Here is a 16,336-nt window from a genome sequence, read left to right on the forward strand (position 1 = left end):
AAATACTGTAAACGCTTCTCTGGCCTATTTACAGTAAAAAAACAAATTCTTCTTGACAAAAAAATGTACCATTAAATTAAAATGTAAACGATGTAATGATTTATGCTAATTTTAAAAAATTTTCAGCTTTTTCTTTCCGTATTCTTTAACTATTACCAACACTTGTGAAAGGGTGAAAAGTTTTGATCTTATATGCGGAAATCGCGACCTGGGTCGTAAGTGCTGCACTTTTTACTTTTTGGTTGTCTTTTGCTTTAGCCGGTAGTTTAGCTGAAGCTACCGATGGCTATGTCCAGGGTCTTTGGGCTAAAAGCTTAGTTACTATTTTGGGCGGTTTAGCAGTAAACCTGGTAGGAATGGGACTTCCCAAAATAAAGGCAACTAAAATCTATTCTGCAAAGGTTTTAATTGATAAATACCCTCTTACCACTTGGCAATGTCTGTTGACTTTATTTAACGGAGCAAGATCAAAAAAAGTTATCAGAAATATCGCTTATTTACCGGGTTTAAAACAAGTTTCCAAAACCGCTGATGGTTCAACTTTAATCCTCGAAGACGCCGAACCCCCAAATAAGAAAATATTCATAATCACCCTGTTGGTCCTTTTTATTGGTATCTTTGCTTTATTTACAACACCCCTTTTAGTATCCCTTATTTTTCGTAATGTTAAAAAGTTACTAATACCTTACTTACCTTTAGAAGTCATCAAAGACCTTTTTAAGTATTTTAGTTGGCTTATCATTGGCAAAATGATATTACCCTATATAGGAACTTCAAAAAAATATTCATTTATTACCGTTCGCTTTTTTTCCAAACCACTAAAAAAGGCCCATGGATTTCCCGTTTTTGTAAGCCCCCTGGTATCCTTCTTAAGTTCTAAAGGAGAAATCCTTGGCCTTGCCGACCCCCAAGGCCGCATCTTTATCGATTCCGAATACGTAAAAAATGATAACTACCGGGAATATTTAATTGCCCATGAAGCCGGTCATCTTTTAGACCACAAATTTAAAATAATTGGGATGATTATTTCGCCGGTGCTCGTACCCTGGGGATTACTTATTCTGTTTACTTTAAGTAGTTACTACCAGGCCATGGGATATACAGCAATTGGGAAATTTTTAAATACAGCCGGTTTAGTGCTTATTTTCTTATTAATATTTTTCTGGGTAAAATATGACGAGCTTGGAGAGTTTAGAGCCGATGATTACGCCATAAAATTAATTGGCTTAACCGCCACGGAAAAAGCTTTAGAAGAATTAGCCATGGCTTTTAAAACTACCCCTGAGGCTTTATACGGAAAATCATCCTTTGATGTAAGATTAGAGAGGATTAGAACTAAAAAGTTCCAAAACATTAAATAAGGGGCTACCCATTTATTTTTTGGTGGTAGCCCCTTTATTTTTAAATTTCCTTATTTAGTTCCAACTATTTCTCCTTCCGCCACCGCAGCCTGAGCTGCAGCCAGGCGAGCAATCGGTACCCGGTAAGGTGAACAGCTTACAAAGTCAAGACCAATCTGGTGGCAGAACTCAACGGAACTGGGTTCGCCGCCATGCTCACCGCAAATACCGACCAGTAAATCCGGACGGGTTTTCCGTCCACCTTCGACGGCAATTTTCATTAATTTCCCAACACCTTTGCGGTCCAAGACGATAAAGGGATTTTCCTTTAAAATCTTCATATCTAAGTAGTGATTTAAAAACTTCCCTTCGGCGTCGTCCCGGCTAAAACCAAGGGTAGTCTGGGTTAAGTCGTTAGTACCAAAGCTAAAGAATTCGGCAACTTCAGCCAGTTCATCGGCCAGCAGCGCTGCCCTTGGCAACTCAATCATGGTGCCGGAGGTGTAGTGGAAGGTAACCCCTTCCCTTTCCATTACCTCCCGGGCAATGGCATCAATTCGTTCTTTAAAGAATTTCATTTCGTTAACATCAATGGTTAAGGGGATTTCCACCTCGGGATATACTTTATACCCTTCTTTGGTTAAGCGAGCAGCTGCATTAAAGATGGCCCGAATCTGCATTTCGTAAACTTCCGGATAAGTAATCCCCAAACGGCAGCCCCGGTGTCCGAGCATCGGGTTAAATTCGTGTAAAGATTTTACTTTCTTTAAAAGAGCTTCTTTTTCGGCAAGTAATTCTGGATTATCTCCCCGCACCCTGAGCTCGGTAGTTTCCACCAACAGTTCTTCTAAACTTGGCAAAAATTCATGAAGGGGCGGGTCCAGGAGCCGGATACATACCGGATAGCCTTCCATAGCTTTTAAAATACCGTAGAAATCCTCTTCCTGCATGGGAAGAAGGTGAGATAGAGCCTCTTCCCGCTCTTCTTTGGTTTCGGCTAAAATCATTCTTTGTACGTGAGGCAGCCGCTCGGGTCCCATAAACATATGTTCCGTCCGGCAAAGGCCGATACCTTTGGCTCCAAATTCCCGGGCTTTCTGGGCGTCTTCCGGGGTATCGGCATTGGCCCGAACCTCAAGCCGCTTTAACTCATCGGCCCATTCCAAAAGCTTAACAAATTCCGGAGATAGTTCTGGATCTTTCATCGGGACAGTTCCGAGAATTACCCGTCCGGTAGAACCGTCAATGGATAAGTAGTCTCCTTCTTTTACGGTAATATTGTCTACGGTAAACAATTTTTTCTCATAATCAATTTTGATGGCTTCACAACCGCAAACACACGGCTTACCCATGCCCCGGGCAACCACCGCCGCATGGCTGGTCATACCACCCCGGCTGGTTAAAACTCCCTGGGCGGCCACAATGCCGTGAATATCATCGGGAGTGGTTTCGGTCCGCACCAGTAAAACCTTTTTCCCTTCTTTGCCCAGTTTCTCCGCTTCATCGGCATCAAAAACTACAATCCCCGAGGCAGCCCCGGGAGAAGCGGGTAACCCCTTGGCAATTACCTCCACCTTGGCCGAAGGATCAATTTGCCGGTGAAGAAGCTGGTCTAATTGTCCCGGCTCCACCATTAAAATCGCTTCTTTTTTGGTAATTAACCCTTCTTCGACCATGTCATGGGCAATCTTAACTGCAGCCTGGGCCGTCCGCTTGCCGTTTCTGGTTTGCAGGATATAAAGTTTACCTCGCTCAATGGTAAATTCAATGTCCTGCATGTTTTTGTAGTGACTTTCTAAGAGTTTAGCAATATTGACAAATTGTTCGTAAACTTCCGGCATTTCTTCTTTTAACTTGGAAATGGGGCTCGGAGTACGAATGCCGGCAACCACATCTTCTCCTTGAGCGTTGGTCAGATATTCACCGTATAAAACCTTTTCCCCGGTGGAAGGGTTCCGGGTAAAGGCCACACCGGTACCGGAGTCGTTGCCCATATTACCAAAGACCATTGACTGGATGTTAACCGCAGTACCCAAATCATGGGGAATTTTATTTAAATTCCGGTAGACAATGGCCCGGTCGTTATTCCAAGACTTAAATACCGCTTCAATAGCCATGGTAAGCTGAACCATGGGATCAGAAGGGAAAGGCTTTCCAGTTTTTCTTTCTACCAATTCTTTATATCGAACAATAACTTCCTTTAAAGCTTCTGCGGAAAGTTCCTGGTCAAAGGTTACCCCTTCCTTTTCTTTTTGCCGGTCTAAAATATGTTCAAACTCGTGTTTGGGAATTTCTAAAACCACATCCCCAAACATCTGAATAAACCGCCGGTAAGCATCATAAGCAAACCGGGGATTTTGAGTGTTTTGCGCCAAACCTTCCACCGTTTCCTCGTTTAAACCGAGGTTTAAGATAGTATCCATCATTCCCGGCATCGAGAATTTAGCTCCCGACCGCACCGAAACTAAAAGAGGGTTTTGGGGGTCGCCAAATTTTTTACCGGTTTTTTCTTCAATATAAACAAGTTTTTCCTTGACCTCTTCCATTAAACCTTCCGGGAACTTACCTCCCAGCCGGTAATACTCCCGGCAAGCTTCGGTAGTAATGGTCATCCCCGGAGGTACCGGAAGACCGATATTGGTCATTTCCGCTAAATTGGCCCCTTTTCCCCCCAATAAATCTTTCATGTCAGCACGGCCTTCATGAAATAAGTAAACGTATTTGGTCATTACCTCCCTACCCCTTTCCTGTAAATTTCTAAAACCCTGGCTGCCGTTTCCTCCACCGCTTTATTACTCACATCAATTACGGCACAGCCAATTTTTTTCATAATACCCAGAGCATAATCCAGCTCCATCAAAATTCTTTCCATGTTAGCATAATCGGCCGTTTGGGATAGTCCCAATGTTTTTAGCCTTTCCTTCCTGATCTCAAATAAAATTGAAGGTTTTATGGTAAGCCCCACTATTTTTTGCGGGGGAATTTTAAACAATTCTTCCGGGGGAGTAGCCTCCGGTACTAACGGCACGTTTGCCGCTTTAATCCCTTTATGGGCCAAATACATACAAAGGGGAGTTTTAGAAGTCCGCGAAACCCCTATTACAACTAAATCAGCTCTTAATAAGCCCCGAGGTTCTTTGCCGTCATCGTATTTAACGGCAAATTCAATCGCTTCTACCTTGCTAAAGTAAGCTTCATCTAACCTGCGGATCAGTCCGGGCTGGTATTTAGGATTTTGCTTGGTGATTTGCTTTAAGCCCTCCAACATCGGTCCCATGATATCCACATGGGGAAGGGAAAGTTCATGGGCTCGCTTTTCCAGGTACTCTTTTAAGTCCGGACGCACCAGAGTATAAACCACCAAGGCCCCTGCACTTTCCGCTTCCTGTAACGCCTCTTCCACTTCCCGAACCGAACTTAAGTACGGCACCCGCCGTATATCAACCCGGCCCGAATCAAATTGACTGGCAGCCGCTTTCGCCACCACTTCCCCCGTTTCCCCGATTGAATCAGAAAGAATATAAACCACTGGAATTTGCTCTAACTTCAGATTAATTGCCAATACCTCCTTTTACTTTCCGGCCAGGCTGACAAAAAGCCTTGTAATGTTGGTTTTGGTAAACCTACCCACCACCCGGTATTTTTCCCGACCTTCATGCAGCACCGTTTCTACTACCGGAAGGGAATCTACCTGGTGGTGAATTAATTTCTCCGCTGCCCTTAACACCGACTCATCGGGATAAGTTACTATGATGTTTGGCATCCGCGTCATTACCACACCTACAGGAAGCTTGTTAATATCTTTACCGCCCATAGTAGCTTTGAGCATGTCCTTGCGTGAAGCCAGCCCTTCCAAAAAACCTTCCTCGGAAACAACAAAAATTGTCCCCACATCTTCAATAAACATCGTGACGATAGCATCATATACCGTAGATGTTTCCCGCACGACTATAGGGCGGGACTGAACTTCCTGCACCCGAATATTTCCTAAAACCCCGGCAATTACATCCCGGGGTTCCCTCCCGGTATAGTAATAACCTACCCGGGGTCTTGCTCCCAGCAATCCAGCCATGGTTAAAATCGCTAAATCCGGCCTTAGCGCTGCACGACTGATGTTAAGTTTTTGAGCAATCTCCTCCCCGGTAATAGGACCGTGATTGCGCACTATTTCAAGGATTTTTTCCTGACGTTTTGTAAGTTCGATATAATTCACCTACCTTAAGGAAATGTGCTATATTATTTAACTAGCTTACAGGATATATTATACTATATTTACTTAAAAAATACCTCCTAATTTAATAATTTTTTGCAAAAAATTAACCAACAATTTTGCTCAAATCGGCAATTTCCAGAACAAGTCGGGCAATTGCTCCAAGTAATCCGAGGCGATTTTCCCTTATCTTTTCGTCTTCAGCCATCACCAGCACTTCGTTAAAGAACCGGTCTAAAGGGTTTGCTAATGCCGCCACTTCTTCCATAGCTTTTAAGTAAGCTTTTTCCCTTAAAAACTCCTTAACATTTAGGGAAATCTCGCTAAACCTGGCAAAAAGCTCTTTTTCCGCCGGCTCATATAATAAACTTTCAGCTACTTCCCTTCCCTGTCCTTTACGGGCCAGGTTATACGCCCGGGTAAAGGTCGTAGTAAGGGCTGTGAAACTCGGATGGTTTCTGAGATTTTCTAAAGCCCGAACTCTTAAGTAAAGGTCATAAAAGTCATCTTTTCCGGTAGCCAGCACCGCATCAATGGTATCGTAAGAAAATCCCTCTTCCAGTAAAAGACCCTTAAATCTTTGGTAAATAAACTCCAAGAGTTCTTCATAAACTTCGGCGAAATTCGCTTTTTCCCGAACCTCGGCGGGTAACAAATTAAAAGCAGCATCAAAAGCCTTCTTTAAAGAAAAGAAGCGTTTGTTTTCAATTAACGTGCGAAGAAGTCCTAAAGCTTGCCGCCGTAAACCAAAGGGGTCCGCCGAACCGGTTGGAATTTGTTTTAAGGCAAAAAATGCCGTGAGGTTATCTATTTTTTCGGCACAGGACAGTAAAATTCCGACTTCAGAGGTTGCCACAATATCCCCTGAAAATCTTGGAAGGTAATGCTCAAAAATTGCATCGGCTACTTCCTTTCTTTCCCCGGACTTTAAAGCATAATCCCGACCCATAATCCCCTGGAGCTCGGGAAACTCATAAACCATATTGGTAGCAAGATCTGCTTTAGAAAGCTCCGCTGCCCGGGCGGCGTAACTTTTTACCTCATCATCACAATTAAGTTCCCTACCAATAGCCACCACAAGTTCCTTTAACCGTAAAACTTTATCCCATACCGTTCCTAACTTCTCCTGAAATACTATCCGGGTAAGTTTTTCATTATAAGCGGAAAGCGGTTTTTTCAAATCTTCCCGGTAGAAAAACCGGGCATCATAAAGCCTGGCCCTTAAAACCTTGGCATAGCCCTCGGCAATTTCCGCTAAATTTTCCCTGCCTCCGTTTCTAACAGCTAAAAATTTGTGGTACAAACTTCCATCATTTTTAAACAGGGGAAAATAGCGCTGGTGTTCCTTCATTGGCGTAATTATTACTTCTTTAGGTAGTTCTAAAAATTCTCTATTAATTTCTCCAATTACCACGGTAGGATACTCCACCAAATTGGCGTTTTCCAGTAAAAGTTCCTCATCCTGATCTACCACAACTCCTTCTTCGGCGCTTGCCCTATGTAACTGAGCCCTGATCATCTCAATTCTTTCATTCAGGGAAACAATAACATAATTCTCTCTCATTGCAACAAAGTAATCGGCTGCTCTATCTAAAACAACTTCCTTTTGCCCTAAGAAGCGGTGACCCCTGGATATCCTGTCCGCCTTAATTCCGGCTATTTCAAGGGGTATCACTTTTTCATCCAGCAGGGAAACAAGCCAGCGAATCGGGCGAATAAACTTAAAATCTATATCTCCCCAGCGCATGGGTTTGGGGAAAGACAGGCTTTTTATTAACTTCCGGGCAATTTCAGGCAACAATTCGTCTACCGGATTTCCCCCGGTTTTTTTCCGGGCAAAAACGTAAATAACCCCATTTACCTCTTTTTCGATTACTTCGTTAGGTTCTATCCCCTGGCTTCTGGCAAAACCTAAAAGAGCCCTGGTCGGATTTCCTTCGCTATCATAAGAAGCCTTCTTAGCGGGCCCCTTTACTTCCTGAATTTTTTCTTCGGTCTTCGGTAAAACTCCCTTAACGTAAAAAACAATCCTCCGGGGTGTTGCCTCGGAAATTACCGCTTCATACTGCACCCCAAATTCCTTTAAGAATTCTTCCCCTTTATTTTTGACCTCTTCAATAATCCCGGGAATAAAGCGCGCCGGTATTTCTTCAACACCAATTTCCAGTAAGTAGTCCATTTTTTCTCCCCCCTAAATTATTTTTTTAAAAGCGGAAAACCGAGACTCTCCCGCTGCTCAATGTACTTCTGCGCAACCAGACGAGCCAAGTTTCTGATTCTCCCGATATACGCCGTTCTTTCGGTTACCGAAATTGCTCCCCGGGCGTCTAAAAGGTTAAAGGTGTGGGAACATTTTAGGACAAAATCGTAAGCCGGCAGAACCACTCCCGCTTCAATTAGACGTTTTGCCTCCGCCTCAAAATCTTTAAACCAGGAAAAAAGCTTATCCACATCGGCCAGCTCAAAGTTATATTTGGAGTTTTCAATTTCCCCCATTAAGTGAACGTCCCCGTAAGTTATTCCATCGACCCAGACAATGTCATAAACGCTATCTTTTTTCTGAAGGTACATAGCGATCCGCTCTAACCCATAGGTTATTTCCGCCGATACTACCGGAAGGTCAATACCGCCGCATTGCTGAAAATAGGTAAATTGGGTAATCTCCATTCCATCAAGCCATACTTCCCAGCCAAGACCCCAGGCTCCTAAAGTTGGGGACTCCCAGTTATCCTCCACCAGGCGAAAATCGTGCTCTTCAAGGTTAATTCCCAGATATCTTAAGCTATCCATATAAAGCTCCACCACATTATCGGGGTTGGGCTTTAAAATCACCTGATACTGGTAATAATGTTGCAAGCGGTTGGGGTTTTCTCCGTACCGTCCGTCGGTTGGTCTTCGCGACGGCTCTACATAAGCCACCCGCCAGGGTTCCGGTCCTAAAGCCCGCAAAAAGGTATGAGGATTCATAGTTCCGGCCCCTTTTTCGGTATCGTAAGGCTGAGCAATAATGCAACCTTGCTGCCCCCAGTATTCGTTTAGCTTTAAAATAATCTCCTGAAAAGTAAGCATAAAAAACACCCCCATATTAGATATTAGAAGTTGGATGTTGGAAATTGGAAAAACCAATAAAAACAAACACCTTAATAAATTTAAAGCCCCTTTGTCCCGGCAAGCTGCCAGGGACGAAAGGGGCATCCTTCCGCGGTTCCACCCTGGTTGGCCAAAAAAGGCCCACCTCAAAACTTTGCAGGCTTTACTCCCCTTGGGGTTTCCTCCTGCCGGCTCCCCGGCGCCTTCACCGTTTATCCCTACCGGGTCACACCAGCCCCCGGCTCTCTTTAAGGGAAATCACAGCTACTCCTCCGGTTCACTGCCAATCCATTATTAATTTGTTTTGAAATAATTTACCAAAGCCTAAGAAAAAAGTCAAGTTAAAGAAGTCTTATTGGCTCACCCAATTGATAACCCAAAAAATATTCCAAGATGGTTTTAACTCTATCCACTACCCGCTCATCCAATAAAAGTTCCGGTAACTTTTCCGGTGAAGCAAGAAGTAAGGCGTTCATCCCTTTTACCACTTCCGGAAATATTTCAAAATAAATCCCCTCTATGGGCCTACAGGAAGGACAGACAATTCCTCCTTCCCCAGCTCCAAAATACCATACTTCACCCCGGTAAGGTTTGCGGCAAACGGCACAGTGAGTGGTTATGGGTCTAAAGCCGGTAAAAGCCAAAAGTTTTAATTCAAAATTTCGTAACACAATTTTGGGCCAAACTCCCGAATTTAGTAACCGTAAACTATATAAAACCCAATTGTATAGTTTAGGGTTAAGTTGCCCCAGAGGCCAAAAGCGATCCGTCAGCCACGCAATTTGCCCCGCCGCATGTAACAAATCTTTATTTCCATAAAGATTGGGAAAATACTCTATGCCTTCCGCTTGCTCAACGATAAAATAATCGTTACTTTGCCGCAAATAAATGTTGGTCCGGCTAAATTCCAGTAACGCTCCCCGCTTTTTGCTTTTTACCTTTTTTGCACCGTAAGCCACCGCTTTAATTTTTCCCAGCTCTTTCGTTATAATTGTCAACATCCGGTGGCCATCACCGAAGTCACTACCCTTTAACACAATCCCTTCATCCAAATAAAATTTCAATATCCATCCCTCTTCTGAACAATTAACTTTATGCTGTCATAATTATATCATTGTTTATTTAAAAAATTATTAGCAATAATTTTTTGAATTTTTAAAATTTTTATTGCCTGAATCCAATTCAAAAATATAATAAACTTAAGAAAACATTTTAAGGAGGGTTTTTCATGATTGATTTAAATAATCCCCCATCCTGGCCTTATTATCCAAAAAACGTGAAATATCACCTGGATTATCCCCCTATTTCTTTGGGTGAAATGTTAGATAAAACTGCCAACGAATTTCCCAACACCGACGCCACAATCTTTTTCGGTGCAAGAATTAAATACCAAAAGTTAAAAGAGCTCACCGATAACCTTGCCGCCAATCTGCAAAGCCTGGGAATTAAAAAGGGAGACCGGGTAGCCTTGATTTTACCCAATTCCCCCCAGGCCGTGATAGCCTTTTATGGTGCTTTAAAAGCAGGCGCAGTGGTTGTCTGGAACAATCCCATGTATACCGAACGGGAACTTCACCACCAGCTTACTGACTCAGGCTCCAAAATTGTGATAACTCTGGATTTAATTCTCCCCAGGGTGTTAAATATTAAAGCTAAAACTTCGTTAGAAAAAATAGTGGTAACCCGACTTTCAGAATTTATGCCACCTCTTTTAAAACTTCTGTATCCTGTCAAAGTAAAAAAAGAAAAACAGTGGGTTGAAATCCCGAAAGAATCATTTATCCTTGGTTTCCAGGAACTTTTAAAATCACCACCCCAGCCCCTTGCAAAAATTACCATTAATCCCGAAGAAGATTTAGCGGTACTCCAGTATACCGGAGGAACAACTGGCATTTCTAAAGGGGTAATGCTCACCCACCGTAATTTAATTGCCAATGCTATGCAGGTAAATGCCTGGGATCCCGTAAGAAGCAGCCAGGATATCATTCTGGCAGTAATGCCTTTCTTTCACGTTTACGGTTTATCGGTTGCTTTAAACCTGGCCGTTTTAACCGGCGCCACCCTGCTTATTATGCCTCGTTTTAACGTCGATGAAATGCTAAAAACCATAGTAAAATACCGGCCCACTCTCTTCCCAGGTGCCCCAACTATCTACGTTGCCATAATCAACCATCCCAGAATAAAAGATTATGACATTACCTCAATTAGACTGTGTATTTCCGGATCAGCACCGCTACCGGTGGAAGTTAAGAAAAAGTTTGAAGAAATTACCGGCGGCCGTATTGTGGAAGGATATGGCTTGACCGAATCATCTCCCGTTACCCACTGCAATCCTGTTCATTCAATGGAAAAGCCCGGTTCGGTGGGGCTGCCCCTTTCCGATACCCTGTGTATGGTAGTTGAACCTGACACATTAAATCCAGTAGCCATTGGCGAAGTAGGCGAAGTTGCCGTAAAAGGACCTCAGGTTATGAAAGGTTACTGGAATCGCCCAGAGGAAACCGCCCTGGTCTTAAAAGAAGGCTGGCTTTTAACAGGCGATTTAGGCCGCATGGATGAAGATGGCTATCTTTATATTGTGGATCGGAAAAAAGATTTAATAATCTCCGGCGGTTACAACATTTATCCGCGGGAAGTGGAAGAAGTTTTATACGAACATCCTAAGGTTAAAGAAGCGGTAGTAATAGGTGTTCCCGATGAGTACCGGGGAGAGGTGGTCAAAGCCTTCATTGTTTTAAAAGAAAATGAAACCGCCACTTCTGAAGAAATTATTAAATACTGCCAGGAAAAACTCGCCAAGTACAAAGTTCCAAAATACGTGGAATTTAGAACCGAACTCCCCAAAACTACCGTAGGTAAGGTTTTACGGCGGGCTCTCCGGGAAGAAGCAAAAAAGTAACCGGAAGGGACGGTTCTACCAGCCACCACTTTCTATCTATCGTAGAAAGTGGTGGTTTTCAGAACCGTCCCTAAAGGTTTTAGCCAGGATGGTGGCTAAGTGCTCTACCTTTACCGGAGCTCCCTGTTTTTTCAGGCCGCCGGCAATTTGCATTAAACACCCCGGACAGGTAACCGCTACTTTTTCTGCACCGGTTTCCATGATGCTTTGGTATTTATTCTGAAACACTTTTTCGGAGATTTCCGGATACTTTATGGAGAAGGAACCGCCAAAACCGCAGCACTGGTCGGAATTGGCCATCTCCACCAGGTTTGCCCCGGTTTTAACAATTAGCTCCCGGGGCTCTTTTACCTGACCCAGGCCCCGGCGGGCATGACAGGAGTCATGAAGGGTATAGCTCCCCGCCAGTTTTCCTTCACCCACCGCCAAATACTTATAAGCAAAATCGGTAAAATCGATTACCTTCCTCGATACTTCCCTAGCTTTCTCCCGGTACTCTTCGTCATCCTCTAAATATTTTTCATAATGCATTAGGGTTTCGCTGCAGGTAGGACAGGCAGTGACTATATAATCATACTCGTGCTTTAAAAACGCCTCAATGTTGTTTTTAGCCATCCTCACGGCAGCCTGTAAGTCTCCGGAGTAATATGCTGGAGCCCCGCAACATCCCAGATCTTCCGGTAAAACCACTTCATAACCGTTTTTCTCTAAAACCAAGAAAACATCTTCACCAATATCGGGATACATGTGTTCAATTAAGCAACCGCTGTAAAACAGCACTTTGCCCCTGGTACCTTTTTTCTTGGGACGCACCCGATATTTTTTATAAAGTCGCTCCTTGGCGAGAGCTGGAAACACCCTGAAAGAAGTAAGATTATCCAAACCAAAAGGTAAAGATTTAATCTCGCCGTTTTCCGCCACAATCCCCTGAAATTTTCGACCAAGGTCTAAAAGAGAGTTGAAAAGCTTGGGATTGGCCAGGATTCGTTCAAAGATAAATTTTTGCACAAACGGTTGTCCATAAGTTTCAACAACCCTTTGACGTAATTTTAACAACAATTCCGGTAAATTTATGCCCGCAGGGCAAACGGTAGCACATCTAAGGCAACTGCCGCAGAGGGCCTGAGGGTCTTTGGCCGCATCCAATCCGTGAAAGAAAGCGGTCAAAAGGGTACCGATAGGTCCGGTATAAACATGCCCAAAGACATGGCCCCCCACTTGCTGGTAGACGGGACACACATTTAAACAACCGGCGCAGCGGATACACTGGAAAAGTTCTGCGAACACCGGGTCGTCTTTTAGCTCAATGCGTCCATTATCCATTAAAATTACATAATGTTCCTGACCGGCTCCCGCAGTCATCACGGTCACGTAGCTGGTAATTTTCTGAGCGGTAGCGTTTCGGGGAAGAGCCCGCATGATTGGGATGGCATCCTTTAACGTTGGTACAATTTTTTCAACCCCCACCAAGCTTATCCGTATCCGGGGCAGGGTAGTTGTTAACCGGGCATTCCCTTCATTGGTAAAGAGAAAAATCGAACCGGTTTCTGCCACCGCAATATTTCCACCGGTAATCCCGACATCGGCTTTTAAAAACTTATCCCTTAATTCCTGTCGGGCAAGCTTAACCATTTGGGCAATATCCGGAGCTACTTCCCGGTCCAGTGCCCTGGAAAAAATAGCAGCAACTTCTTCACGGGTAAGGTGGATTGCCGGCATTACCATGTGGGAGGGCTTTTGCCCGTCAAGCTGTAAAATCCACTCCCCGAGGTCGGTTTCCACTACTTCAATGCCGTGTTTTACGAGCTCTTCATTCAGGTGAATTTCTTCGGATGCCATGGATTTTGATTTTACCACTGTTTTGGCGTTTTTGGCCTTTAAAATATCAACTATTGCTTTTTTTGCTTCAGCGGCCGAATGAACAATTATAACCCTGGCACCATTTTTTTCGGCATTTATTCTAAATTGTTCCACGTAAAAATCAAGCTTATGCCTGACCTCGGTTCTGGCCGCCTTGATCTCCCGGCGTAGTTCCTCAAAATCAAGGCCGGCAAAAACTTTTTCCCGAGCCAAAACATAATTATTTCCAAAATTGGTTAGAGCACGCCGTAAGGTAGGATTACCAAGGGCTTTTTTAATTTTCTCTTTATTCGCCATTATTCCTCACCCTCTTTTATAAATACTATAAGTCGGCCCGGTCCATGAACCCCGATGGTCAAAACCCTTTCAATATCGGCCGTTCTTGAAGGTCCGGTGATAAAGTTTAAGTATCCCGGTAACTTTCCAGCATAATGTTCAAATACATCTTCATATTTTTCCACAATCTGGCTTTCCTCCAGAACTGCAATGTGCACCGGCGGTAAAGTAGTCATTTTTCGAAGTTTTGGATCCTCCGCTACCAGCACCAGCGAACCGGACTCGGCTACACCTAAATCCGCCCCGGTAAGTCCTACTTCAACCTCTTCCGGTTTACGGTAATCTTCAGTAAGAAGTTCTACCGCCACTTTTTCCCTTATCTTTTCTAAAAGCCTTTTAACTTGCGGGTGAGGATAGTACATCACTTTCCGAACACCAAGACCGGCCAGTACTCCCGCCAAACTGTCAATCAACTGTTCATAGGTTTTACAGCAAATAACCTCGCCACCCACCGCAGTAAGTTCCGTAATAAACTTTTCCTTTAACACCCAATCACCACCTTCGGTATTATGTCCTGATGGTCTGACCTTAGATTTTATATTTTCCCTTTTTTAAAATCAAACTATTTTCAATCCATTACTCTTCTAACAATTTTTCTTCAGCCACCGTTAAATGTTCCTCTAAAACTTTTTGCGCTCTAATTTTATCGCGAGCTTTTATCGCCTCTAAAATTTCTTTGTGGTACTTATAAAAAATTTCAGGCATGCCCGGAGTTCTAAAAAGCCGCTCACGGTTTATTTTTAAAGACTGGCGCATGGTGTCGGCAATTGAATTCATAAGACGTACCAAAAGGGAATTATGGGTAGCAAGAGCCAATCCGTAATGAAACATAAAATCAGCCTCATCCCCTAAATCACCCTGCTTTAAATCTTTTTCCATTTTTACAACGGCATCTTCTAAGCGTTTTATATCTTCATCGGTAGCTCTTTCTGTAGCCAGTACTACTGCTCCGGATTCTAAAATCTTTCTTACTTCTAAAACTTCCAAAGTTGTGTCTAACAGTAACAACAGAGTTAGGGAATGAAAGGACTTATCCGCGGCCACTTCCCGGACAAAAGTACCCTCCCCCGGTCTTACTTCTAATACCCCTAATACTTCTAACGCACTTAATGCCTCTCTAACCGAAGCTCTACTGACCCCAAGGCTTTCGGCAAGTTCTCTTTCTGACGGAAGTTTATCCCCTGGCTTTAATTCACCCCGGGCAATTAGCAACCTAATTTGCTCGATTATTTCTTCGTAAATTTTTTTGGTTTTTATCTGCTGAAAATTCATGCGAAACCTCCGGCAAAAGTAATTTTTGCCTTTATATTTTCTCCCTTTTTCCGTTAAATCCTTCTAAGGGGTGAATTAATTTTCTTTATATCCTTCCGCCAGAAGTTCTGCCACATGTAAGACCTTGATATTCGAACCTTCTTTAGCTAAAGCATCATTTAACTGGAGCATGCACCCCGGGCAGGAAGTTGCCACTACTTCTGCGCCGGTTTCAATGATATCTAACGCTTTTTTCTTACCGATAGCTTTCGAGAGTGGATAATGGGTCAGGGAAAAAGAACCGGCCCCGCCGCAACAGACAGCAGGCTTTTTCATTTCCCTAAAATTTTCCCCCACAACTGCTTTTAATATTTCCCGGGGTTGTTTATTTACTTTAAGCTTCCGGTTTAAATGGCAGGGATCATGGTAAGTTACTTTTAAATTTAGTTTTTTAGGTCTTATAAAGCCTTTTTCCACCAGATATTCATTGATGTCCCGGGTCTTTTGGGCAAGCTTTTTGGCTTTTTCAAGGTATTCCGGCTCATCGGCAAAAAGTTCAACATATCCCTGTCGTAAAGTTACCCCGCAGGTAGAACAGCTGGTTATAACGTAATCGGCGTCCATCGCAAGATAGGTGTCAATTACATAACGTCCTAAGCTCTTTGCCGACTCTATATCCCCATGCACCCGGGCGGGAGTCCCACAGCAGCTTTGCTTTTCCGGTACTACCACCTGGGCTCCGTTGTGCTGCAAAACAGCAATTACCGCTTCCCCAACGTTAACATAAACGTTATTGATCATACAGCCGGGGAAATACAAAAGCTTTTCTTTCCCAGAAGTTTGTTTAGACCTGGCCTTTTCCACCAGAGTTTCCTTGGAAAATTCGGGTAACAACCGGTTTTCATGGTCTTCGAGGAGCCCAAACCTGAGTTTCCTTCCCGGCCGACCTTTAACCTTTTTCAGGGCAAGCCCCTGAAAACGGGAAGCCATTTTCAGGCCAAAATTAAAAAGTCGGGGTTTGCGTAAAACTTTAAAGATTGCTTTTTTCACCGGCGGTAAGCCATTTTCTTTGGCCAAATAGTCCCTGCCATATAAAAGAATTTTCTCATAATTAACCCCGCTGGGGCAGTTTTCCTGGCAGGCAAGACAGGTAAGGCAGGTAGCAATTTTTTCCGCCAGGTATTCGGTAGGTTTTAATACCCCTTCGGTAACCCCTTTGATGAGCTGAATCTTGCCCCGGGCCACTTCCGCTTCCATTTTTGTTTCCTTATATATGGGGCAAACCGCCTGGCAGTTACCGCAACGCATACATTTTAAAAACTCCTGTTTAATCTCGGTCACAAACCTTCC

The 16,336-nt window shown here is 43.6% G+C and carries 12 protein-coding genes and 1 other annotated feature; of the genes, 2 read left to right on the forward strand and 10 right to left on the reverse strand.

Annotation, left to right across the window (positions count from 1 at the left end; translation table 11 throughout):
* The first annotated feature begins 182 nt into the window (after positions 1–182).
* A complete protein-coding gene (locus tag CARFE_RS0101535; protein ID WP_028051490.1) occupies positions 183–1,361 on the forward strand; it encodes a M48 family metalloprotease in 1,179 nt (392 codons plus the stop codon).
* Positions 1,362–1,411: 50 nt separating this feature from the next.
* Here the strand turns inward: CARFE_RS0101535 and ppdK are convergent, their stop codons facing one another.
* The 6 genes from ppdK to recO form a co-directional block, all read right to left on the reverse strand.
* Positions 1,412–4,069, reverse strand: a complete 2,658-nt coding sequence (gene ppdK, locus CARFE_RS0101540) for a pyruvate, phosphate dikinase (protein WP_028051491.1) — start codon at positions 4,067–4,069, stop codon at positions 1,412–1,414.
* Entirely contained in the window at positions 4,069–4,902 is an 834-nt protein-coding gene (locus CARFE_RS0101545) for a pyruvate, water dikinase regulatory protein (RefSeq protein WP_028051492.1), read from the reverse strand. Before CARFE_RS0101545 ends, ppdK begins: the two co-directional genes overlap by 1 nt.
* Before the next feature lie 9 nt (positions 4,903–4,911).
* Positions 4,912–5,553, reverse strand: coding sequence for a helix-turn-helix transcriptional regulator (locus CARFE_RS0101550; protein ID WP_011343378.1), 642 nt, complete (start codon positions 5,551–5,553; stop codon positions 4,912–4,914).
* A gap of 103 nt (positions 5,554–5,656) precedes the next feature.
* Entirely contained in the window at positions 5,657–7,729 is a 2,073-nt protein-coding gene (gene glyS / locus CARFE_RS0101555; RefSeq protein WP_028051494.1) for a glycine--tRNA ligase subunit beta, read from the reverse strand.
* 17 nt (positions 7,730–7,746) lie between these two features.
* The gene (gene glyQ / locus CARFE_RS0101560) at positions 7,747–8,619 is read right to left on the reverse strand and encodes a glycine--tRNA ligase subunit alpha (protein WP_011343376.1); all 873 of its coding nucleotides are present in this window, start codon (positions 8,617–8,619) and stop codon (positions 7,747–7,749) included.
* A gap of 106 nt (positions 8,620–8,725) precedes the next feature.
* Positions 8,726–8,930, reverse strand: a binding site (T-box leader).
* 51 nt (positions 8,931–8,981) lie between these two features.
* Complete coding sequence (gene recO, locus CARFE_RS13880; RefSeq protein ID WP_011343375.1) at positions 8,982–9,704, reverse strand: DNA repair protein RecO; 723 nt, start codon at positions 9,702–9,704, stop codon at positions 8,982–8,984.
* Between the two features lie 164 nt (positions 9,705–9,868).
* Here recO and CARFE_RS0101575 point away from each other — a divergent pair, with 164 nt between their 5' ends.
* A complete protein-coding gene (locus tag CARFE_RS0101575; protein WP_028051496.1) occupies positions 9,869–11,539 on the forward strand; it encodes a long-chain-fatty-acid--CoA ligase in 1,671 nt (556 codons plus the stop codon).
* A gap of 36 nt (positions 11,540–11,575) precedes the next feature.
* On the opposite strand, the gene ldhH is transcribed toward CARFE_RS0101575, so the two are convergent.
* The 4 genes from ldhH to CARFE_RS0101595 all read right to left on the reverse strand — a co-directional run bounded on the left by ldhH (position 11,576) and on the right by CARFE_RS0101595 (position 16,327).
* Positions 11,576–13,696 (reverse strand): L-lactate dehydrogenase (quinone) large subunit LdhH, encoded by a 2,121-nt coding sequence (gene ldhH, locus CARFE_RS0101580; RefSeq protein ID WP_028051497.1) that lies wholly within the window; start codon positions 13,694–13,696, stop codon positions 11,576–11,578.
* Complete coding sequence (locus tag CARFE_RS13885; RefSeq protein WP_051250103.1) at positions 13,696–14,223, reverse strand: LutC/YkgG family protein; 528 nt, start codon at positions 14,221–14,223, stop codon at positions 13,696–13,698. Before CARFE_RS13885 ends, ldhH begins: the two co-directional genes overlap by 1 nt.
* An 88-nt stretch (positions 14,224–14,311) precedes the next feature.
* Complete coding sequence (locus CARFE_RS0101590) at positions 14,312–15,007, reverse strand: FadR/GntR family transcriptional regulator (protein ID WP_028051498.1); 696 nt, start codon at positions 15,005–15,007, stop codon at positions 14,312–14,314.
* Between the two features lie 75 nt (positions 15,008–15,082).
* The gene (locus CARFE_RS0101595; protein ID WP_028051499.1) at positions 15,083–16,327 is read right to left on the reverse strand and encodes a (Fe-S)-binding protein; all 1,245 of its coding nucleotides are present in this window, start codon (positions 16,325–16,327) and stop codon (positions 15,083–15,085) included.
* Between the last annotated feature and the right edge of the window lie 9 nt (positions 16,328–16,336).

Source organism: Carboxydothermus ferrireducens DSM 11255 (genome assembly GCF_000427565.1).
In the GTDB taxonomy this organism is placed as follows: Bacteria; Bacillota; Z-2901; order Carboxydothermales; family Carboxydothermaceae; genus Carboxydothermus; species Carboxydothermus hydrogenoformans.

Bases quoted from the DNA above. Each gene is read 5' to 3' on its own strand.
- ppdK (WP_028051491.1), bottom strand. From the start codon at position 4,069: ATGACCAAATACGTTTACTTATTTCATGAAGGCCGTGCTGACATGAAA.
- ldhH (WP_028051497.1), bottom strand. From the start codon at position 13,696: ATGGCGAATAAAGAGAAAATTAAAAAAGCCCTTGGTAATCCTACCTTA.
- glyS (WP_028051494.1), bottom strand. From the start codon at position 7,729: ATGGACTACTTACTGGAAATTGGTGTTGAAGAAATACCGGCGCGCTTT.
- glyQ (WP_011343376.1), bottom strand. From the start codon at position 8,619: ATGCTTACTTTTCAGGAGATTATTTTAAAGCTAAACGAATACTGGGGG.
- CARFE_RS0101590 (WP_028051498.1), bottom strand. From the start codon at position 15,007: ATGAATTTTCAGCAGATAAAAACCAAAAAAATTTACGAAGAAATAATC.
- CARFE_RS0101575 (WP_028051496.1), top strand. From the start codon at position 9,869: ATGATTGATTTAAATAATCCCCCATCCTGGCCTTATTATCCAAAAAAC.